The organism is Scopulibacillus cellulosilyticus (assembly GCF_042665295.1).
In the GTDB taxonomy this organism is placed as follows: domain Bacteria; phylum Bacillota; class Bacilli; order Bacillales; family Sporolactobacillaceae; genus Scopulibacillus_A; species Scopulibacillus_A cellulosilyticus.
The window spans coordinates 299,038-320,027 of the sequence record NZ_JBHTCO010000004.1; the positions used below are offsets into that span (position 1 = coordinate 299,038).

Annotated in this window: 18 protein-coding genes; all 18 read left to right on the top strand. The window is 40.7% G+C overall.

What is annotated here, in order from left to right; translation table 11 throughout:
• The first annotated feature begins 233 nt into the window (after window positions 1-233).
• Window positions 234-1,592, top strand: a complete 1,359-nt coding sequence (locus ACFQRG_RS04640; RefSeq protein WP_380964186.1) for a putrescine aminotransferase — start codon at window positions 234-236, stop codon at window positions 1,590-1,592.
• A gap of 93 nt (window positions 1,593-1,685) precedes the next feature.
• Window positions 1,686-3,173 carry an aldehyde dehydrogenase family protein gene (locus ACFQRG_RS04645; protein ID WP_380964188.1) on the top strand — a complete coding sequence of 496 codons (1,488 nt, stop codon included), beginning with the start codon at window positions 1,686-1,688 and terminating at the stop codon, window positions 3,171-3,173.
• Window positions 3,174-3,248: 75 nt separating this feature from the next.
• Complete coding sequence (locus tag ACFQRG_RS04650; RefSeq protein ID WP_380964190.1) at window positions 3,249-4,718, top strand: APC family permease; 1,470 nt, start codon at window positions 3,249-3,251, stop codon at window positions 4,716-4,718.
• 174 nt (window positions 4,719-4,892) lie between these two features.
• Window positions 4,893-6,101 carry a saccharopine dehydrogenase family protein gene (locus ACFQRG_RS04655; RefSeq protein ID WP_380964193.1) on the top strand — a complete coding sequence of 403 codons (1,209 nt, stop codon included), beginning with the start codon at window positions 4,893-4,895 and terminating at the stop codon, window positions 6,099-6,101.
• 302 nt (window positions 6,102-6,403) lie between these two features.
• On the top strand, window positions 6,404-7,606 hold the full coding sequence (locus ACFQRG_RS04660; RefSeq protein WP_380964196.1) for a saccharopine dehydrogenase family protein: 1,203 nt from the start codon (window positions 6,404-6,406) through the stop codon (window positions 7,604-7,606).
• Window positions 7,607-7,931: 325 nt separating this feature from the next.
• Window positions 7,932-8,822 (top strand): nitrilase-related carbon-nitrogen hydrolase, encoded by an 891-nt coding sequence (locus tag ACFQRG_RS04665; protein WP_380964198.1) that lies wholly within the window; start codon window positions 7,932-7,934, stop codon window positions 8,820-8,822.
• Between the two features lie 194 nt (window positions 8,823-9,016).
• Entirely contained in the window at window positions 9,017-10,402 is a 1,386-nt protein-coding gene (locus tag ACFQRG_RS04670; protein WP_380964201.1) for an NAD(P)-dependent oxidoreductase, read from the top strand.
• 44 nt (window positions 10,403-10,446) lie between these two features.
• The gene (gene preA, locus ACFQRG_RS04675; RefSeq protein WP_380964204.1) at window positions 10,447-11,712 is read left to right on the top strand and encodes an NAD-dependent dihydropyrimidine dehydrogenase subunit PreA; all 1,266 of its coding nucleotides are present in this window, start codon (window positions 10,447-10,449) and stop codon (window positions 11,710-11,712) included.
• A 38-nt stretch (window positions 11,713-11,750) separates the two neighbouring features.
• The gene (gene hydA, locus ACFQRG_RS04680) at window positions 11,751-13,169 is read left to right on the top strand and encodes a dihydropyrimidinase (RefSeq protein ID WP_380964206.1); all 1,419 of its coding nucleotides are present in this window, start codon (window positions 11,751-11,753) and stop codon (window positions 13,167-13,169) included.
• Between the two features lie 78 nt (window positions 13,170-13,247).
• A complete protein-coding gene (locus tag ACFQRG_RS04685; RefSeq protein WP_380964209.1) occupies window positions 13,248-14,765 on the top strand; it encodes an NCS1 family transporter in 1,518 nt (505 codons plus the stop codon).
• A 15-nt stretch (window positions 14,766-14,780) separates the two neighbouring features.
• Complete coding sequence (locus ACFQRG_RS04690) at window positions 14,781-14,984, top strand: hypothetical protein (protein WP_380964212.1); 204 nt, start codon at window positions 14,781-14,783, stop codon at window positions 14,982-14,984.
• A 136-nt stretch (window positions 14,985-15,120) separates the two neighbouring features.
• Window positions 15,121-16,581 (top strand): CoA-acylating methylmalonate-semialdehyde dehydrogenase, encoded by a 1,461-nt coding sequence (locus tag ACFQRG_RS04695; RefSeq protein WP_380964214.1) that lies wholly within the window; start codon window positions 15,121-15,123, stop codon window positions 16,579-16,581.
• Window positions 16,582-16,598: 17 nt separating this feature from the next.
• A complete protein-coding gene (locus tag ACFQRG_RS04700) occupies window positions 16,599-17,948 on the top strand; it encodes an aspartate aminotransferase family protein (RefSeq protein WP_380964217.1) in 1,350 nt (449 codons plus the stop codon).
• A gap of 92 nt (window positions 17,949-18,040) precedes the next feature.
• On the top strand, window positions 18,041-19,300 hold the full coding sequence (locus ACFQRG_RS04705; protein ID WP_380964219.1) for a glycoside hydrolase family 18 protein: 1,260 nt from the start codon (window positions 18,041-18,043) through the stop codon (window positions 19,298-19,300).
• 245 nt (window positions 19,301-19,545) lie between these two features.
• Complete coding sequence (locus ACFQRG_RS04710) at window positions 19,546-19,761, top strand: spore germination protein (protein WP_380964222.1); 216 nt, start codon at window positions 19,546-19,548, stop codon at window positions 19,759-19,761.
• Between the two features lie 102 nt (window positions 19,762-19,863).
• Window positions 19,864-20,079 (top strand): spore germination protein, encoded by a 216-nt coding sequence (locus ACFQRG_RS04715; protein ID WP_380964225.1) that lies wholly within the window; start codon window positions 19,864-19,866, stop codon window positions 20,077-20,079.
• A gap of 38 nt (window positions 20,080-20,117) precedes the next feature.
• On the top strand, window positions 20,118-20,342 hold the full coding sequence (locus tag ACFQRG_RS04720; RefSeq protein WP_380964964.1) for a spore germination protein: 225 nt from the start codon (window positions 20,118-20,120) through the stop codon (window positions 20,340-20,342).
• 370 nt (window positions 20,343-20,712) lie between these two features.
• On the top strand, window positions 20,713-20,958 hold the full coding sequence (locus tag ACFQRG_RS04725; RefSeq protein ID WP_380964228.1) for a YtxH domain-containing protein: 246 nt from the start codon (window positions 20,713-20,715) through the stop codon (window positions 20,956-20,958).
• Window positions 20,959-20,990 lie beyond the last annotated feature (32 nt).

Below are 20,990 nucleotides of genomic sequence, written 5' to 3' on the forward strand. Positions count from 1 at the left end.
AAGCAACTTTATTATTAAACTTCTCATTTTTGAGAAGTTTATTTTTGTCTCTTTAAATTCTTCCAAATTTTATAATAACACTTTTTTAATAATTAAATCCTTGGAGCATAAGGCTTTCGCGCTGAAACAACCATCTTTTTTATTTAAAGATACCCTTAAAATTAAATTTGGCATTTAACTTGCATGAATAATGGTGAGACGATTAAAAATCTAACAAGGAAGGAATTTAAATTATGAGAAAGAGTAAAGAACAATGTCTGCAAAGTGCGGAAGATATTCTTTCGCTGATTCAAACTGAAACGTTAAGTGAAGAACAAAAAGAACAAGTGGTTCAAGATTCAGTTTATAACTTTGAAAATTACGTGAATAAGGCGATATTAAAACATAGAAAAGCTGCTTCAACAGACTTTTCATTTGTTGAGTGGGAAGACGAAGGTGCTGTTTTCCGCGATACAAAAGGAAAAGAGTTCATTGATTGCTTAGGCGGTTATGGTGTTTACTTATTAGGACACCGTCATCCTAAGGTTGTAGCAGCAGTCGAATCACAGCTTCACCGTTATGCATTGCACAGCCAGGAATTGGTAGATCCTTTGCGCGGTTATTTATCAAAATTAGTTGCTGAAATTACTCCGGGCGATTTAAGATATTCCTATTTTGTCAACTGCGGAACAGAAGCTAATGAAATGGCGTTGAAATTGGCGCGTCTTCATACCGGTAAGAAGTGGTTTATCTCTACTGTCGGCGGCTTCCATGGTAAAACGATGGGCTCTTTATCAGCTACAGGTAAAGCGGCTTTCCGCGAGCCTTATGTACCGCTTATTCAACAATTCCAGCATGTTGAATTTGGTGATGCAGATGCCGTGGAAAAAGCGATTGCTAACCTTCAAGCCGTAGGTGAAACAGTTGCCGGTGTCATTGTTGAACCAATCCAGGGCGAAGGCGGCGTCAATATTCCGCCAGCCGATTACTTCCCGCGCCTAAGGGAGATTTGTGATCAATACGAATGTCTGTTGATCGTTGATGAAGTTCAAACCGGAATGGGCCGGACTGGTAAACTGTTCGGCGTAGATCATTATGATGTAGTTCCTGATATTATGACTCTGGCAAAAGCATTTGGCGGCGGGGTTATGCCAATAGGCGCAATGGTTGCCAGAGAACATCTTTGGGAGAAAATGGAGGAGAATCCGTTTTTGCTTGGTTCATCTACATTTGGCGGGAATCCGCTATGCTGCGCTGGCGCAATTGCCGGCATTAAAACGATTTTGGAAGAAAACATTCCAGAACAAGCTGCCGAAAAAGGCGAGTATATTCTTAATAAATTAAAAGAAATTCAAGCACAATTCCCTGAAATTATGACTGCCGTTAGAGGCATCGGACTATTAATCGGCATGCAATTTGCTGATAATGATCTTGGCTTCGAACTTGCAAAAAAATTATTTGATGACAACATTCTGGTTGGAGGAACGTTAAATAACGCCCGGGTCATCCGCATTGAGCCGCCTGCCGTTATATCTTATGAGCAAATCGACACAGTGCTTCAAGCCATTGAAAAGCATATTAACGAGTTAGCGAAGACGCATGTTCATGTATAAAGGCCATTTAAAAGCTTGATAGTGTCACCAAAATAGTAGTTTGGTGACACTGTCTAATCTATAAATGACCCCTTAAATAGAAAGGAAGGTATTATGACAAAAACTTTAATTAGTAATGTAAATAAACTTTACATTAATGGAAACTGGCAGGAAGCGTCCAGTCAAGAAACCATTGCTGTCCATAATCCGGCGACAGGTGAAGTTATTGCCGAGGTGGCGTCGGCTAAGGAAAAGGATGCAGAACTGGCAATCAATGCGGCGCGTGAAGCCTTTGATAAAGGGCCTTGGCGCCATACTTCCGCACATGAAAGGTCAGAGCTTCTTTACAAGTTGGCTAATAAAATAGAGGAACATCGCGAGGAATTTGCCAGGCTTGAGACAGAGAACAATGGGAAAACCTTGCGTGAAAGTTTAGGAGACATCGACTTTACGATTAGAACATTCAAGTACTATGCAGGACTGGCAACGGCTTTATCCGGCGAAACAATTGAAGCCGATGCGCCTTTAACGTCAAAAATTGTTCGTGAACCCATTGGTGTATGCGGACAAATTATTCCATGGAATTATCCGCTCTTGATGGCTGCCTGGAAACTTGCACCGGCGCTCGCGGCAGGCAATGTATGTATTTTAAAACCATCAGAACTCACACCGCTGACAGCTATCCGATTATTTGAATTAATAGACGAGGCTGGATTTCCTCCCGGAGTCGTTAATTTATTGGTTGGCTATGGTCCTGAAGCCGGGCAGCCGCTTGTCGAAAGTCCATTAGTAGATAAGATTGGATTTACCGGCGGTACAGTCACCGGCAAGGCTATTTTACAAAATGCCGTTGGTAATTTGAAAAAGGTTTCTCTGGAATTAGGCGGGAAATCACCAAACATTGTGTTTGCTGACGCTGATTTTGAAACCGCTGTCGATTATGCGATGTTTGCGATTTATAACAATACAGGTCAAGTCTGTTCAGCTGGTTCCAGATTGTTAGTGGAAAAGTCAATTTACCCGCGATTTATTGAGGAGCTTGTTAAGCGTACAGAAAAAATCAGAGTTGGAAACGGGTTCGATGAAGCTTCGCAAATAGGTCCGCTAATCAGCCAAAAACAGATGGAAAAAGTGCTGAATTATATCAAGATTGGCGTTGAGGATGGTGCTGAAATCGCTGTCGGCGGAACAAGATTAACGGATCAGGGCCGGGAAAAAGGATTTTTTGTAGAACCGACGATCTTTGTTAATGTTGATCCAAAATCCCGGATTGCCCAAGAAGAAATTTTTGGCCCGGTGTTATGTGTCATTCCTTTTGAAAATGAAGAAGAAGCTCTGGAGTTGGCTAATGGAACGTCTTACGGGCTTGCGGCTGGTATTTTTACAACAGATGGGGCCAAGGCTGAAAGGGTTGCCAAAGGGATTCGGGCCGGTGTTACATGGATTAACACATATGAGCAAAACCTCATTGAAGGACCTTGGGGCGGCTATAAGCAAAGCGGCCTGGGCAGAGAATTGGGAACCTACGGTTTAGAGGAATATACAGAAGTCAAACAAATTATCAATAATTTGAAAGTTGAGCCAACGGGTTGGTTTGATTAAGCTATCGATCATTTTTTCTTCTTTGAAAAGACAGAAAGGTGCGTGAAAAAGTAAATTATCTAAGGAGGGCTGAATATGCCTGATTCCTCGAACGTAAAACTAAAATCAAATTCTATCAACATGTTCGATAATACTGTTGTCGGTATCGCATCGACTGCACCTGCCTATTCATTGGCGGTGTCATTCGGTTCGCTGATTGTCATCGTTGGGTTTATGTCCCCTTCAGTGCTTTTGATTAATTTTTTGCCAATTCTCGGTATTGCTTGCGCTTTCTTTTATATGAACAAGTATTACGGTCCAAGTGCAGGGGGCATCTATACATGGGTTGGCGGAGGCATGAACCGTTATTTGGGCTATATGGCCGGTTGGGCAATCATTGCCGCAGATGTCTTGCAGCTCATATCGGGTTCAATTCCGGTTGGGACTTATACACTTGATTTATTTGATTCAAGTTTAGCAACCAATACATTTTTAGTATCCATTATTTCAGCAGCTTGGTTTGTGGTTGTCTCCCTCATTGTTATAAAGGGAATTGAAATCACTATAAAATTTCAATGGGTCCTGCTTCTTATTGAATATGTGGCCTTAATCGTCTTTGCGATTATTGCTTTGTATAATGCTTATGCTTTGAATGTCCCAGGATCAAGCCATATTTCATGGAGCTGGTTTAAGTTTCATGGTGATTTTGCTACATTTGCGAGTGCAACAACCATCGCCATCTTTTTTTATTGGGGTGTTGACAGTATCACGAATCTTGGAGAGGAATCCAAAGACGCCAGCACAAATCCGGGTTGGGCCGGTATTTGGGCTACTGTAGGTTTGCTTGTCATCTTTATGATCGTTGCTCTGTCTGTTCAAGCATTGTTACCCGCAAAAGTTATTGCTGACCACCAAGCGGATATTCTTAATTATGTAGCAACCAGGCTCGTTCCCTATCCATGGAATGACATCATGATTCTTTGTGTCATGTCATCTACCCTTGCGACTTTAGAAACGAGTTTGCTGCCAACCGCCCGCGTCACACTGGAAATGGCGCGCGACAAAGTATTTCCAAAAGTATTTGCCCGCGTTCATCAATCCTGGAAGACCCCTTGGCTTGGTACAGCAATAATAGGAGTTATCAGCTTGATCGGGATATTTTTGCTTAACCTCAGTTCCAGCGTTGGTCATTTCTTGGACAGTGCATTGAATAACGCTGGGATTATGGTTGCGTACTACTACGGCATTACAGGCATTGCCTGCGCGTGGTACATGAGAAGGAATTTAAATAATTGGTCAACAATCGTTTTAGGGTTTATCTTTCCATTATTAAGCGGTATCTATCTGCTTGTAGTAGGTGCTGAAGTCCTGATAGACAGCGGTTTCACAAGTTCTCTGCCGGCACTGTTATCATTTATCATAGGCATTCCTATCATGGTTTACTACGCCATTAAGGAAAAAGATTGGTTTAAAAGGCCAACAAAGAAACTGCCGCGTATTAATATGAAAGAATTTAACGAAGATCCCATAGAGTATCAAAAGGAAATTGATCAGATTAAACTTTAAAACTGGCCGCCTTAAGGGGGGTGGGAAGCAAGCCGACACGTTGATTTTAAAAAAAGAGATTGGAGGCGGGACATTCAATCAGCCTAAATACTTTTTTATATCAGCCAAGTTTTCAAAAGTCATAGAAAATAATTAAAATCTATTAAACTATGAAAAGATACGAGGAGGAATATCGTGAAAGTAGCAGTTTTAGGCGTAGGCGGTGTTGGTCAAGTATTTGCTTCCGAAATTGTAAAGGCGGATTATCTGGATCAATTATTGCTTGGAGATATTGTCACAGAGGGTGCTGAAAAATTAGCAGGAAAACTTCGTCATCAAGCTAAAGCTGAAATTATTGTAAAAAAAGTAGACGCAGGTAAAGTCGAAGAGATTGAAAAAGTGCTTAAAGGCATCGATGTCGTCTTACATGCAGGGCTCCCGGCGTTTAACTTCAATGTTATGGAAGCCTGCATAAATACAGCAACAAATTATATTGACATGGCTTGTGCAAGCCCTGCAGGCCTTAAGGAACAACTGCAATGGAACGATAAATTCAAAGCCGCAGGCATTCTCAGCATCATGGGTCTTGGCTGTGACCCGGGTTTTTCAAATATAGCGGCAAGATATGCTGTTGATCAGTTGGATCATGTTGATGAAATTCTGATTCGTGATGGCGACAATTCCGAAATTGATTATAATGGATTCTGCTCACTGTTCAGCCCGCAAACAGCTATCGAAGAATGTTTAGCAAAGCCAAATTACTGGACTGCTGACAAAGGGTTATCTTTCTTGCCGGAACCTTTTGCTAATAGAGAGAAATTTGAATTCCCTGAACCTATTGGCCTCTTAGATTGCTACAATGTTGAACATGAAGAAGCAACAACATTAGGAGATACAATCGGTAAAACCAAAGGTTGTCAATACGTTGATTTTAAATACGCCTTGGATCCTGATTTTGTTAACACCGTTAAAGCAATCGGTTACCTGGGTCTGAATAGCGACAAAGATATCAATGTTAAAGGAACAAAAGTTTCTCCAAAAGATGTTGTCGTTGCAAAGATGCCAAAGCCGACTGAATTAGCCGGGAAAATTCATGGTTACTCTTGCATCGGGGCTGCCGTAAAAGGAACAAAAGATGATAAAAAGAAAGAATTCTTCGTATATACAATGGCTAACCATGATGAAATCTATGAAAAAACCGGTCATCAAGCAACCGTTTGGCAAACGGGGCTTCCTCCGGCCGTAGCAGTTGATTTACTTGCGCAAGGTAAATTAAATGACAAAGGCTGTATTCCACCTGAATTAATTGACCCTGTACCTTTCTTAACCCGTTTGAAAGAAAGAGGCATGTATTGGGACGTCATAGAGAAAACTTCTCCAGTAACGCAAATGGCAACTGTATAAGAGAACTGAAAAATGGGGATATTCAGTGTCGGGGATTCCCCGGCACTGAAGCCGTTAAAACGATTGACCTTCAAAAAGGAAACTGAACAACAGGTGCAAGGTAATTAAGCCTGTTGTGGAATATAAGTATAATAAATTGACTATTGTGAATTTAGGGGGGTGGAAACTAAAGTGATTCAACAAAAATACCTGTTTGAATTGGGGGTTGAAAGGTTAATCAATCACAACCATTCATTTTATAAACATTTTTGGATTAAGGGAGTAAAACTTTTATACTATGAAAATATTCGAGGAGGAATACCATGAAAGTTGCCGTGTTAGGCGTTGGCGGTGTTGGCCAAGTGTTTGCTTCAGAAATTGTAAAGGCTGATTATCTTGATCAACTTTTACTCGGAGATATTGTCACCCATTCAGCGGAAAAATTAGCAGAAAAACTTCGTGATCAAACGAAAGCGGATATTATCGTCAAAAAAATTGATGCCAGCAGCCTTCAAATGATGGTTGATGCTTTTAGCGATATTGATGTTGTCTTACATGCCGGTCTCCCAGCGTTTAATTTTAATGTGATGAAAGCTTGTTTAAAAACCAAAACCAACTATATTGATATGGCCAGTCATTCAATGGAAGATCTTAAAGAACAGCTTAACTGGAATGATGAATTTAAGGAATCCGGGATCTTAGGCATCATGGGTCTTGGATGCGATCCCGGATTCTCTAATATTGCAGCTAGGTACGCTGTCGATCAGCTGGATACGGTAGAGCTTATTTCGATTCGGGACGGCGATAATTCTGAGATAGATTACGATGGATTTTGTTCGTTGTTTAGTCCGCAAATTGCTGTCGAAGAATGTCTGGCAAAACCGAATTATTGGACAGAAGAAAAAGGTGAGACAACTTACCCGGCGCCATTTTGGAATAAGGAGAAACTTGAATTCCCTGAACCGATTGGCTTAATAGATGCTTACAACGTTGAACATGAAGAAGTTGCAACACTTGGTGAAACGATCGGCAGGCCTAAAGGCTGCAAATATGTTGAATTTAAATATGTTTTGGATCCTGACTTTGTTAACACGGTTAAAGCGATTGGTTATCTTGGTTTAGACAGTGACAAGGCAGTTGAAGTTAAAGGGGTAAAAATTTGTCCAAAGGACGTAGTTGTTGCCTTGATGCCAAAACCGGATGAACTTGCCGGAAAAATTCACGGGTACTCATGTATTGGCGCATTTGTAAAAGGAACTAAAGATAATAGAATAAAAGAAATTTATGTCTATACGATGGCCAATCATGATGAGGTCTATCAACACACAGGTTTTCAAGCGACAGTTTGGCAAACCGGCATTCCTCCGGCTGTTGCTGTTGATCTCATGGCAGATGGCAGCTTAAACGAAAAAGGCTGTATTCCCCCTGAATTAATAGAACCAAAACCTTTTTTAAAAAGATTAAGAGAAAGGGGCATGAACTGGGAGGTTATTGAAAAGACAGCGCCGCAAGTGACAAGAGTATAAGGAGATTTTTATAGATTTGATGGATACGTTAAGCGGGTGTCAAACTTTTGGGTCCCGCTTAATCCTTACAAAAGGAGGCTTCTTATTTTAATGCCAAGTGCATAAAAAACAAGAAGCCTCCTTAAAATTTTTTAATATATGTCATTGTTTGGCTTTATATCTAATATCCTTACTAGAAAGGGTGACCAAGTCTGCATCAATAATATCAAATCTGTTTTGAATTTTACTTTTAATAAGGGGGTGGTATCTTTTTTGAATGTCTTAGTTAGAATTGGACTTTAATTAGCATACATTTATGTCTGTTCAAGGATAAGGAGGATCTATGGTGAGTACCAAAGTAAAGATTGGCTTAATTCAAGCTTCCCATGATGTCGATGGGCATGAACCTGTTGACGTTCACAAAGAAAAAGCGATAGAAAAGCATTTAAAACTTGTGCGTCAGGCAAAAGATTCGGGTGCGCAAATCATTTGTTTACAAGAAGTTTTTTATGGACCATATTTTTGCGCGGAACAAAATACAAAATGGTATGATTCGGCAGAAGAAGTGCCAAATGGACCAACGACTAGATTGTTTCAAGAGTTAGCCCGTGAACTTGAGACGGTTATTATTTTACCTGTTTATGAAAGAGAGGGTATAGCAACCTATTATAATACGGCGGCAGTTATTGATGCCGATGGCTCGTATCTCGGGAAATATCGCAAACAGCATATTCCGCAAGTGACAGTCGATGAAGAGGGGCACGGCTTTTTAGAAAAATATTATTTTAAACCGGGAAATCTTGGCTATCCGGTGTTTGATACAGCGTTCGCAAAGGTGGGCGTCTATATTTGTTATGATCGTCATTTCCCTGAAGGGGCAAGATTACTAGGGTTAAACGGAGCGGAGATTGTTTTTAACCCATCCGCTACAGTAGCTGGATTATCCGAGTATTTATGGAAACTGGAACAGCCGGCGCATGCTGTGGCAAACGGTTATTACCTTGCTGCGATTAACCGTGTCGGGATAGAATCTCCATGGAATATGGGAGAATTTTACGGACAATCTTATCTCGTTGATCCGCGCGGAAATTTCGTGGCAATGGGCAGCCGTGATAAGGATGAGGTTGTTATTGGAGAAATGAATAAAAAATTGATAAGGGAAGTCAGGGATACGTGGCAATTTTTCCGTGATAGAAGACCTGAGACCTATCATGATATGAGCAGTCTTATTCCTTAAAAAGGATGTTCAAAAAGTCCGGGAAAAATAGCTGTCGAATTTCCGCGTCAGCTTGCTCCTCCGCTCCTCACGTATTAAAGGAATACGCTCCGGTGCTCGGAGGCTGCGCTTCCTTGAACTTCTCGGCTCTTTTTGTCCTCCTTTTTGAACACCATTTAAAGTGTACTCAAAAATAGATGAATGGGAGGGTTTGTATGAGCGGTAAGTCAATACAACCGCCTATAGTTTCAGACGTTCTGGAAAAAAATTTTGAGGAAGTGTCGCCGGGCTTTAATACTCAGGAGGCATCAGAAGAGGCAAACCGCTGTCTATATTGTTATGATGCCCCGTGTATTAATGCTTGTCCGACTGGCATTAATATCCCTTCATTTATTAAAAAAATAGCTTCTGGGAATTTAAAAGGTTCAGCAAAAACGATTATGGAAGCCAATCCCATCGGAGCAAGCTGTGCGCGTGTTTGCCCGACTGAGGAATTGTGCGAAGGGGCTTGTGTATTAAATTATTCAACGAAGCCGATAATGATCGGCAACTTGCAGCGTTATGCAACCGACTGGGCAATTAAAAATGAACAGGTATTATTTAAGCCGGGTCATAAAATTGGTAAAAGTATTGCGATTATCGGCGCCGGACCGGCTGGTTTGTCAGCTTCCAGGGAGCTTGCCCTGCTGGGACATCAAGTGACTATTTTTGAAGCGAAAGATAAGGCAGGAGGATTAGATACATACGGTATTGTCCCGTTCCGTCTGCCGCAAACGATTTCTTTATGGGAAGTTAAACAGATTGAAAGTCTCGGTGTTGACATTCGGACGAACACAGAGGTTGGAAAAGATATTTCAATAGATGAAATAATGAACAATTATGATGCTGTCATATTAACGATAGGAATGTCAAAAGTCCCTATGCTTGGAATTAAGGGAGAAGAACTGGAAGGAATATATGATGCGATTGATTTGGTAGAGGAAGTCAAAACAAAAGGACCGCAAAGTCTTTCAAAGCATTTTGCCGGGAAACGTGTCGCTGTCATTGGTGCAGGTAATACAGCGATCGATGGTGCGACTTGCTCTGTTAGACTGGGTGCTGAAAATGTGCAAATTTTATATCGCAGAACAAAAGAAGAAATGAGCGCTTATGGTTTTGAATATGAATTTGCAAAACTTGATGGTGTTGAATTCAGATGGTTAACGAATCCAAAAAGGATCATTGGCGATGAAAATGGCCGTGTTAAACAGCTGGAATGTATCCGGATGACATTAGGAGATACGGCGCATGACGGCAGGCGCCGCCCTGTTGAAATGAAAGGCTCGGAATTTCTAATGGATGTAGATGTTATTGTAAAGGCGATCGGTCAAACCCGATATATAAAATTAATCGAATCATTGGGCATTAAACATAGACATGGCGTTGTAGAAGTAAATCCAAAAAGTTTCCAAACTTCAAATTCAAAAGTATATGCCGCTGGTGATGTTATTTTTGGGAAAGGCAGCGGTGAAGCGATGGTTGTCTCGGCAGCTCAACAGGGTAAAGAGATGGCATACGCTGTTCATAAGGATTTTAAAGAAAGGCAAGCGAAAAGCGTTTAAGCCTTTTGAGGGTGCCAAAATATCAGATTTCGAGGAGGCTGAGTATGGCAGATTTAAGTATTGATCTGGCCGGAATTAAATCGCCAAATCCGTATTGGCTTGCCTCAGCACCGCCAACTAATTCCGGTTATCAAGTCCAACGTGCTTTTGAAGCCGGATGGGGAGGGGCAGTCTGGAAAACACTTGGAGATCCAATTTTAAATGTAACTTCGCGTTTTGCAGGTTTTCATTATAACGGTCAGCGAATGTTTGGATTTAATAATATTGAATTAATCACTGACCGACCGCTCGATGAAAATCTAAAGGAAATCTATGAAACAAAGAAACTTTTTCCTAATCATGCGATTGTTGCTTCATTAATGGTGGAACCAAAAAGAGAAAAATGGCATGAAATTGTAAAAAGAGTTCAAGATGTTGGCGTTGATGGCTTTGAACTCAACTTTGGCTGTCCGCACGGCATGTCTGAAAGAGGTATGGGATCGGCTTCAGGTCAGCAGCCGGATTTAGTTAAAAAACAAACGATGTGGGTGAAAGAGGTGTCGCAAGTCCCGGTGATTGTAAAACTGACGCCTAATATTACTGACATCACCGTTACTGCAGCATCAGCTGTTCAGGGAGGTGCTGATGCGGTAAGCATGATTAATACAATTAATAGTTTGGCAGGGGTCGATTTTGATACATGGGAGACGATACCAAGTGTAGCCGGAAAAGGGGCGCATGGAGGGTATTGCGGTCCGGCGGTGAAGCCGATAGCCCTTAATATGGTAGCCGAATGTGCAAGACATCCAAAAATTAATGTGCCTATATCCGGTATTGGCGGTATTTCCACATGGCAAGATGCTGTTGAGTTCATGTTAATGGGAGCAACGGGGGTTCAAGTGTGTACGGCTGCCATGCATCATGGATTTAGAATAGTCGAGGATATGATTGATGGATTAAATCATTATCTGGAAGAAAAAGGCCTGTCATCTGTTAATGAGCTTATAGGAAAATCCGTTCATAGATTCACTGATTGGGGAGACCTTGATTTAAATTATAAACTTGTTGCCCGGATAAACAATGATATTTGTATTAACTGCAATAAATGCCATATTGCCTGTGAAGATACTGCTCATCAGTGCATTGATATGTTAACGGATAACAATGGCAAGAAATATCTAGAAGTGCGGGAAGAGGAATGTGTCGGCTGCAACCTTTGCTCGAATGTCTGTCCTGTTGAGGGTGCGATTGATATGGTAGAGCTTCCGCGAACACTTCCGTCAATGACATGGAATGAACGGCAAAAAGCGATTCAAAATCCGGTTTATTAGTTTATTAGATTTATCTAATGGATATGGGGGTTTTTTATATGAAAAAAATCATTAAAAATGGAACAGTTGTAACTGCAGCTGATACTTATCATGCTGATATTCTTATAGAAAATGATAAGGTGAAAAGCATAGGCGGCAACTTATCCGATTCTGATGCGGAAATCGTTGATGCCAAAGGTATGTATGTTTTCCCCGGCGGTGTTGATCCGCATACCCATATGGAAATGCCTTTCGGAGGAACAGTGACAAAGGATGACTTTGAAACAGGAACAATCGCTGCCGCTTATGGGGGAACGACAACAATCATAGATTTTTGCCTGACTGATAAAGGAAAATCATTAAAAAGCGCTATCGAGAAATGGCATAAGAAATCAAATGATAAAGCGGTTATTGACTATAGCTTCCATTTAATGATCGGCGAAATCAATGACAAAGTTTTAGAAGAGTTACCTGTAATCATTAAAGAAGAAGGCATTACATCCTTTAAAGTTTTCATGGCTTATAAAAATGTTTTTCAGGCGGATGACGAAACTTTATTTAGAACATTAATTACTGCCAAGGAACACGGGGCGCTCGTCATGGTTCATGCCGAAAACGGCGATGTTATTGAACATTTAACTAAGAAAGCATTAGAAGAAGGACATACCGAGCCGATTTACCATGCACTGACCCGGCCATCAGAAGCTGAAGGGGAGGCGACAGGGCGTGCGGCGAAACTGACGGGTCTCGCAAACTCTCAGTTATATGTTGTTCATGTGACTTGTCAAGAAGCAGTCGAACAAATAGCAAATGCCCGAAGCAAAGGGTACCAAGTGTGGGGTGAAACATGCCCGCAATATTTAGTGCTTGATCAATCCTATCTGGAAAAACCGAATTTTGAAGGTGCAAAATATGTTTGGTCCCCGCCATTAAGAGAGAAATTCCATCAGGATGTTTTATGGCATGCATTAAAAAGCGGACAGTTGCAAACGATTGGCTCCGATCAATGTTCATTTGATTTTAAAGGGCAAAAGGACCTTGGAAAAGATGATTTTTCAAAAATTCCTAACGGCGGTCCGTTTGTTGAGGATCGGGTCAGTGTTCTTTTTTCAGAGGGGGTAAAGAAAGGGCGTATTACTCTAAACGAATTTGTAGATTTGGTTTCTACAAGAGCCGCAAAGCTTTTTGGTTTGTTCCCGAAAAAAGGCACAATAGCGCCTGGCAGCGATGCGGATATCGTTATTTTTGATCCTAAAGTTGAAAGAACCTTATCAGTCAATACCCACCATATGAATGTTGACTACAGTGCGCTTGAAGGGATGAAGGTGACCGGTGAACCTGTAACAGTTCTTTCCCGCGGCGAATATGTCATTCGCGATAAACAATTTGTAGGAAAACCAGGCAAGGGGAAATATTTAAAACGCGCCCGATTTAATGCCGATTTAGAAACGAAAAAACAAACTTTTGACATTTTCTAATCCTGAAGCTTGGCCTATTTCCCATTTAGGTCAAGCGCTTTTCCTGTTTTTTAAATTAAATTCTTAGGAGGCAACACCATGAAAAAATCAAATGATTATCTTAGGTCTCCTGATTTGCTTCCAATCAGCCATGATAAAAAAACAATAAGTACACTGGGATTTTGTTTCATGTGGGTAGGAATGGCGATTCTGTTAGCCACGTTTGAAATCGGTGCAGCAGGTATTCAGCATCTGTCTTTAGGATGGGTCATTATCGCTACACTGATCGGCTGTGTGGCCATTGGTATATTTATAACAATCATCGGCGATATAGGAATAGAGCACGGGCTGTCCTTTCCGGTTTACATGCGGGCGCCGTTCGGGACAGTCGGTACACATATTCCATCTATTATCCGGGCGATTGCCGCTTCCTTTTGGTTTGGAATTAATACTTATTTTGGCGCTACAGCGATTAATGCTATTTTGGCGACATTAGCCGGTTTTAATCATTGGCTGATTTGTTATTTGATTTTTGCCGTCATCCAGTTAATGAATACGGCATCAGGGATTAAGTCTGTTGAAAGATTTGCAGATATATCGGCTCCTATCATTATTATCATTTCATTATTTATGTACAGTTCTTTATCACAGCACGCTCTCGAGCAGGGAAGGGATGTTTGGTCATGGGTGGAAAGTCCTGTCACAGGCGGCGCAGCGGTGACGGCGTTTTTGGTTGTTTTATTCAGTAATATGGGTTTTTGGGCGACACTTGGGACTGATATCCCGACACTTTCCCGCTTCATCAAAGCACCGAAATACGAAAGAAATTGGTTTAAAAGGAATAAAGGAACACTTATTGGCAGTATTGTTGCCCTTCCATTGACCGAAGCATTTATGATAATGATCGGTGCCGCCTCTTATGCAGCCGCGAAAACTTCCAATCCTGTTTTTGCCTTGCAGCATTCCTTATCAGGATGGATGTTAGCGATATTATTATTAATGGTCGTTTTGACTCAATGGTCTACGAACATATCAGCAAACCTTGTTCCGGCGGCGGCGATTTTTTCAAATGCCGGCGGTCCAAAGGTTTCATTTGCGGCAGCGGTTTTTATAGCCGGAATTGTCGGTACTGTTATTGAGCCGTGGAATGTCTTTAATATCCTCACCCAAGTCTTATTAATTATTGGCGCTGTTCTATCTTCGATTACCGGTATCCTTTTTGCTGATTATTATCTTTTAAGGAAAAGAAGAGTCAATGTTCAAGATTTATATAAAGCAGACGGGCAGTATAAATTTTACCATGGTGTGAATATTGCCGGCTTTATATCATGGTTTGCCGGCGGGCTGGCAGCCTACTTGCTGATGAATTATTCTTTCATCGTCGGTTTTATTGTCGCTGGTGCTGTTTATTATTTTTTAGGAAAGTTATGGTATTACAAAAAATACCCGCAATTAGAGATAAAGGATCCATCAGATGAAAAATATTTAGGTATAACAGTCGGGCGTGATTGGGTCATATCACCCGAACTGGAGGTTGTAAAAGGGAAGGACATAGAGGGCAAAACTGAATTTAACATAATGAATCAGAATCAAAATTCCAAAGGTAAATTGGAGTAGGGAGGTTTATTCGGAATGTCAACACATAAAAGGTATTTAGAGGAAAAAAAGACAATTGATTTACTTCTTCATGAGGGTTATGTGATTCGTAAAGTTACTGAAAAATTGGATGGGGACCTTGTAGAATTTCAGAAAGGCAAGAAATTAGAAATGCATTATATTCAAAATCCGGATGCGAGGAAATACTTTTCTGCTGCTTTATTGAGCAGAAAAAAATGATGGGTTTACATGTTTGTTTAAAAATATTCTCTTAGGTTTAACTTTTTGTCTAATGCTTTTCTGCTGTTTTCATTCTATACTAACTAAAAGACTTAAAATATTTATAATATTCATTCATAATTAAGGAGGCCTTTTCATGACCACGACAACGTCTAAGGTAGAAACACTAAAAAACTTTATTAATGGACAATGGGTGCCATCAGGAGCAAAAGACATTCAAGATGTCCCTAACCCTGCTACTGAGGAAATTGTCGCACGTGTCCCAATTTCAACATTCGATGATGTCGATAAAGCAGTGACGGCTGCAAAGGAAGCCTTTAAGACATGGCGTAAAACACCTGTACAAAAACGTGCGCGTATTCTATATAACTTTCATCATCTTGTAATGGAAAATCAAGATGAGCTTGCCAATATGATCACACGTGAAAATGGCAAAAGCATTAATGAAGCTTATGGCGAAGTCTTACGCGGGGTTGAATGTGTCGAATTTGCTTGCGGAGCGCCGAGCTTAATGATGGGGGATTCTCTATCGACAATCGGTCCGAGTATTGATTCAGAAATGTATCGTTATCCAATCGGTGTTGTCGGCGGCATCACACCGTTTAATTTCCCGATGATGGTGCCATGCTGGATGTTCCCTCTGGCCATTGCTTGCGGCAACACATTTGTTCTGAAGCCTTCAGAGCGTACACCGATTCTTGCTAATCGTCTCGCGGAACTATTGAAGGAAGCAGGTCTTCCAGATGGCGTCTTCAATATCGTTCACGGCGCTCATGATGTTGTTAACGGATTAATTGAACATCAAGATGTAAAAGCAATATCTTTCGTAGGTTCACAGCCCGTTGCAAAGTATGTCTATGAGAAAGCTTCTTCATTCGGCAAGCGGGTGCAAGCGCTTTCCGGTGCTAAAAATCATCATATTGTCATGCCCGATGCTGATGTGAATCAAGCAACGGACAGTATTATCAGCTCCGCGTTTGGAAGTGCAGGACAACGTTGTATGGCTTGCAGTGCTGTCGTAGTTGTTGGAGACGGCGAGAAATTCGTTCAAACATTAAAGCAAGCAGCTGATGATACGAAAATTGGCAATGGTATAGATGAAAGTGTTGTATTAACGCCGGTCATCCGTGACTCCCAGCGTCAAAAGGCTATTGGTTATATTGAAAAAGGTCTTGAAGAAGGTGCTGAATTAATTCGCGATGGCAGGAAAGATATAGATAATTTTGAAAAAGGTTATTTTCTCGGCGCGACGATCTTTGATCATGTAAAACCAGGCATGTCAGTCGGCCGTGATGAAATTTTTGCACCTGTATTAAGTCTCTACCGTGCAAAGGATTTAGATGAGGCTTTAGAAATTGTTAACAGCTCGCAATTTGGCAATTCAGCCACACTGTATTCAAATGATGCAAAGGCAATCAGACAATTCCGTGAAGAGGCAGAACCGGGAATGCTCGGTGTCAATGTTGGTGTACCTGTCCCAATGGCATTCTTCCCGTTCTCAGGTGCGAAAGATTCATTTTACGGCGATCTCCATGCAAACGGTAAAGACGGTGTTGAATTTTATACGAAAAAGAAAATGTTTACGACACGATATTAATAAAGGGGGCGGCAGCGGTGTCTACCAATGTTAAAAATGATCTCTTAAAAAAAGACGAAAAATACGTTTGGCATGCAATGAAAGGCTATAATGAGAACAGTGCATCTCTATTGATTACGGAAGCTGATGGCGCTTGGATAACTGATGCGGACGGCAATAAGTATTTGGACGGCATGTCGGGATTATGGTGTGTCAATGTTGGATACGGCCGTAAAGAGCTGGCGGAAGCGGCTTATGAACAACTGAAAACTATGTCGTACGTTCCAATGTCAAACACTCATGAACCCGCTATCAGGCTTGCCGAAAAACTGAATGAATGGTTGGAAGACGATTATGTGATCTTCTTCTCAAACAGCGGCTCTGAAGCCAATGAAACAGCTTTTAAGATCGCCCGGCAGTATCACCAACAAAACGGCGAAGGGGGACGCTTTAAATTCGTTTCCCGTTACAGGGCTTACCATGGTAATTCAATGGGGGCGCTTGCTGCTACAGGCCAGGCGCAGCGAAAGTACCGTTATGAACCGCTGGGTCAAGGATTCATTCATGTTTCACCGCCAGATGTCTATCGTTCTCCTTATTCGGGCTCTGTGGAAGAGATCGGCCAGGCTTATGCGGATGAAATTGATCGGACGATTACATGGGAGTTTAATGAAACAGTTGCCGGTATTATTATGGAACCGATCATTACCGGCGGCGGTGTGATTGTACCTCCAGAAAATTACTTGCCGGCTGTTAAAGAAATCTGTGAACGTCATGGCGTATTATTAATCATTGACGAAGTGATTTGCGGTTTTGGCCGTACCGGAAAAAAATTCGGTCATATGAATTACGGCATCAAACCGGATATCGTGACGATGGCAAAAGGTTTGACGAGCGCGTACTTACCGCTGTCGGCAACTGCGGTAAGAAGAGAAATTTTTGAAGGATTTAAAGAAACTGAAGACTATAACCGTTTTCGTCATGTCAACACGTTTGGCGGCAATCCTGCGGCGTGCGCCTTGGCATTAAAAAATCTTGAGATTATGGAAAATGAGCACCTGATTGAGCGTTCAGCAGAACTTGGAGAAAAATTGGCAAAAGAAATGGCTGAATTAAAAGAGCATCCGAATGTCGGCGATATACGTTCTAAAGGATTACTTATGGGTATAGAACTTGTAGAAAACAAACAGACGAAAAAACCAGCTTCTGCCGAAATTGTCAACCGAGTCATTGCCGCTTGCAAAGATAAGGGACTGATTATTGGTAAAAACGGTGATACCGTTGCCGGTTTCAATAATATCATTGCACTATCCCCGCCGCTTAGCATGACAGATGATGATTTCGCATTTCTTGTAAAAACATTAAAAGAAGCAATCGTAAATATTTAGAGAAAACTTGCCAGCCGGCAAGTTTTCTCTATTTTTTTAACTAGAACCGGGCCTTTCGCATATGGTATTTACAGGGAAGGGGAGGGGATATCTTGTTTGTCTATACCGTGAAACCGGGAGATTCATTATATTCAATTAGCCAAAAGTATCATATCCCTCTTAACAGCATTCGGATGGTTAATGGGTTGTATCGCGAGAATATTACCCCGGGGCAGGCATTGCTTATAACAAGCGATACTTATATTGTTCAGCAGGGTGACAGCTTTTACTCAATTGCCAAAACGGCTTATCAGTCACAGGAGTCGCTTATAAGGGCGAACCCATCGTTAAATCCAAATCAATTGCAGCCGGGTATGAGGATAAGAATTCCGGAAGTATCCAAAGAATATATAACAACTTTTGGTTACACAGTCATTAGAGGTTTGGAATCAGATGTAAAACAAATTGAAGATTTTGCTCCTTATACTACTTTAATGGCTTTATTTGAATACCATGTCTTTTCAAATGGATCACTCAGCCAATTAAATGTAACTGCCGAAGTTCAAGCCGCCTGGCGCAATCATATGACGCCTTTAGCCACCATTACTAACTTAACCCAACAAGGATTTAGCTCAAGCTTGGTTCACCAAGTATTAAGTGACCCGGCCGTCAGTGAAAAACTTATTGATAATATCCACCGATTAGTAACTAGAGACGGCTACGGCGGTGTCAATATTGACTTTGAAAATGTATCGACGCGGGATCGGGATCTATTTTCATCATTCTTGCGCCGTTTGGGTCAACGGCTAAAAGAGAACAATCTAATGATGACGATAGCTGTACCGGCTAAAGAAAGTAATGATATTCCTTGGCTTAAAGGCTATGACTATGGTGCTATCGGATCAGTTGTAGACTATATGTTCATTATGGCATATGACTGGCATTATCCGGGAAGCGAACCGGGTCCGGTAGCGCCAATCGGGAATATTCGAAGAACTTTAGACTTTACCGTGGGTAAGATCAGAAGTAATAAGATTATTTTAGGCGTTCCGTATTACGGGTACGATTGGGTGCTGCCATATCGGCCTGGAAACTTGCCCGTTACGCTATCAGCGCAGGCAGCTGCCGTTGTTGCTATGAATGCAAATGTGCCGATTCAGTATTCCGAACAAGATAAGTCACCTTTTTATTATTATACAGATCAATCCCGGCAAAGGCATGTTGTGTGGTTTGAAGACAGCCGAAGTCTTATTGAAAAAGCATTATTAGTTCGTGAATACAAGCTTGGCGGAATAGGAGCCTGGCAATTAAGCTTCGGTGTTCCTCAGGGATCTTGGATTTTAACAAACTTTTTTAGGGTAAAAAAAGTTTAACTATTTGTGAAAAGTAATGAAAAGCACGCTGACACCCTAAATGTTAAGCGTGTTTTTATTTTAACTAAATTCCTTATTTGATGGGATAGAGAACTAATCATTTCATGCCATGCTACATATAATAGCTATTATCCTGTTTGACTGGAAAAATACCTTTAATAAGAATTTGATGCAATCAGTACTGAAACAGAATTAAAAAATCAATGCTTATAGATTGAATTATCTTGATTATTGGGGGGATAACGTTGCCTTCACTTATAGGACCGATTAAGGTTAACACAGTCTCTGGCGCGGTGAATTTCGGTGATACATTAAATGTTGCTCCCAAAGCGGTTTCAAAAACTTTTACTGGTTCAGGAGGATTTGGCACTGGTGACTTTCATATTGAAAATAATGGTTTTAGTTTGACAAATACCTTTGACCCTGACATTAATGACACAAATAATGCAGGAAATAATTAGAATCGAAAGTTGATGCAATACTTTAAAAATAGGCAGGTGCATTCAATCGAAAGCGGATATTAGACATATAATATATCACTAATTGAAAAAGGAGCGAACAAAATGCCTTCAATTGCAAAAGCTTTTAAATGCAGTTATGTCAGCGGCTCAGTTAACTTCGGAGATACTATTAATTTAGCACCAAAACAAGAAATTAAGTTTATTTCTGGTTCAGGCGGGTCAAGGACAGGAGATTTTCATGTACAAAACAGTATATATTCTCTTACAAACACGTATGATTCTGATGTAAATGATATGAATAATACAATGAATAGATAACTTTCTTATGGGTAATGCCCATATCAAAGTTAAAAGGCGTGATTATATTGCCTTCGATTGTTGGAGCTGTTAAGATTAATACCGTTTCCGGTGCGCTTAACTTTGGGGACAGTTTGAACGTTGCTCCCAAAGGCGTTTCAAAGATATATTCTGGTGCGGGCGGATTCAGCACAGGTGATTTTCATATTGAAAATAATGTTTTTAGTATGACGAATACGTATGATGCGGATATAAATGATACAAATAATGCTTTTAATAATTAGCATTTGTAAAACCACTGTTTTAAGCTGCATTTTAAATAAATAAACAAGTGTTAGAATTTATTTTTAAATTAATCATGATTTTTGGGCTGTTGAAATTTTTACAACGGCCTTTTTGTATGCAATTTCTAATTGTCAATTTTATGAAAAAAGTCAGCTTGAATAACTTTGTTATTTAGTAAACAATATAATATAATAATGTTTAAAGGAAATTAAAATAAGGGTAGAGAATATAAAGATAGACATGTCACTTACTTATTCAGCAAAGGGCATGGTATGTAATTAAGCATACTGGTTATATAAGTATGTATAGTGCTGCTTTTTTGGTAAAATACAAAAGAGGACAAGTTTATTAATTAGAGGAGGAAATGAGATGAGTACTAAAAATTTTGTCGTAGGGTCATTAGTCGGCGGGGCAGTAGGCGCTTTCGCAGCTCTTATGTTGGCACCGAAAACTGGTGAAGAGTTCCGTAAAGATCTTTGCGGGTCATCCTCTGGTTTAATTGATAAATCAGGTGATCTTGCTATCTCACTAACTCAAAAAACTTCAGATGTCGTTAATAAAGCAAAAAAAGTCGGACAAAATTTAACAAGCAAAGAGGATGAACCTTACAGCTAATAACAAAGAGCAGTTCCATTTCATTTTGGAAC

Excerpts from the sequence above, each read along its gene's own strand:
- ACFQRG_RS04640 (WP_380964186.1), top strand. The coding sequence starts at position 234 with ATGAGAAAGAGTAAAGAACAATGTCTGCAAAGTGCGGAAGATATTCTT.
- ACFQRG_RS04645 (WP_380964188.1), top strand. The coding sequence starts at position 1,686 with ATGACAAAAACTTTAATTAGTAATGTAAATAAACTTTACATTAATGGA.
- ACFQRG_RS04650 (WP_380964190.1), top strand. The coding sequence starts at position 3,249 with ATGCCTGATTCCTCGAACGTAAAACTAAAATCAAATTCTATCAACATG.
- ACFQRG_RS04660 (WP_380964196.1), top strand. The coding sequence starts at position 6,404 with ATGAAAGTTGCCGTGTTAGGCGTTGGCGGTGTTGGCCAAGTGTTTGCT.
- ACFQRG_RS04670 (WP_380964201.1), top strand. The coding sequence starts at position 9,017 with ATGAGCGGTAAGTCAATACAACCGCCTATAGTTTCAGACGTTCTGGAA.
- preA (WP_380964204.1), top strand. The coding sequence starts at position 10,447 with ATGGCAGATTTAAGTATTGATCTGGCCGGAATTAAATCGCCAAATCCG.
- hydA (WP_380964206.1), top strand. The coding sequence starts at position 11,751 with ATGAAAAAAATCATTAAAAATGGAACAGTTGTAACTGCAGCTGATACT.
- ACFQRG_RS04685 (WP_380964209.1), top strand. The coding sequence starts at position 13,248 with ATGAAAAAATCAAATGATTATCTTAGGTCTCCTGATTTGCTTCCAATC.
- ACFQRG_RS04690 (WP_380964212.1), top strand. The coding sequence starts at position 14,781 with ATGTCAACACATAAAAGGTATTTAGAGGAAAAAAAGACAATTGATTTA.
- ACFQRG_RS04695 (WP_380964214.1), top strand. The coding sequence starts at position 15,121 with ATGACCACGACAACGTCTAAGGTAGAAACACTAAAAAACTTTATTAAT.
- ACFQRG_RS04715 (WP_380964225.1), top strand. The coding sequence starts at position 19,864 with ATGCCTTCAATTGCAAAAGCTTTTAAATGCAGTTATGTCAGCGGCTCA.
- ACFQRG_RS04725 (WP_380964228.1), top strand. The coding sequence starts at position 20,713 with ATGAGTACTAAAAATTTTGTCGTAGGGTCATTAGTCGGCGGGGCAGTA.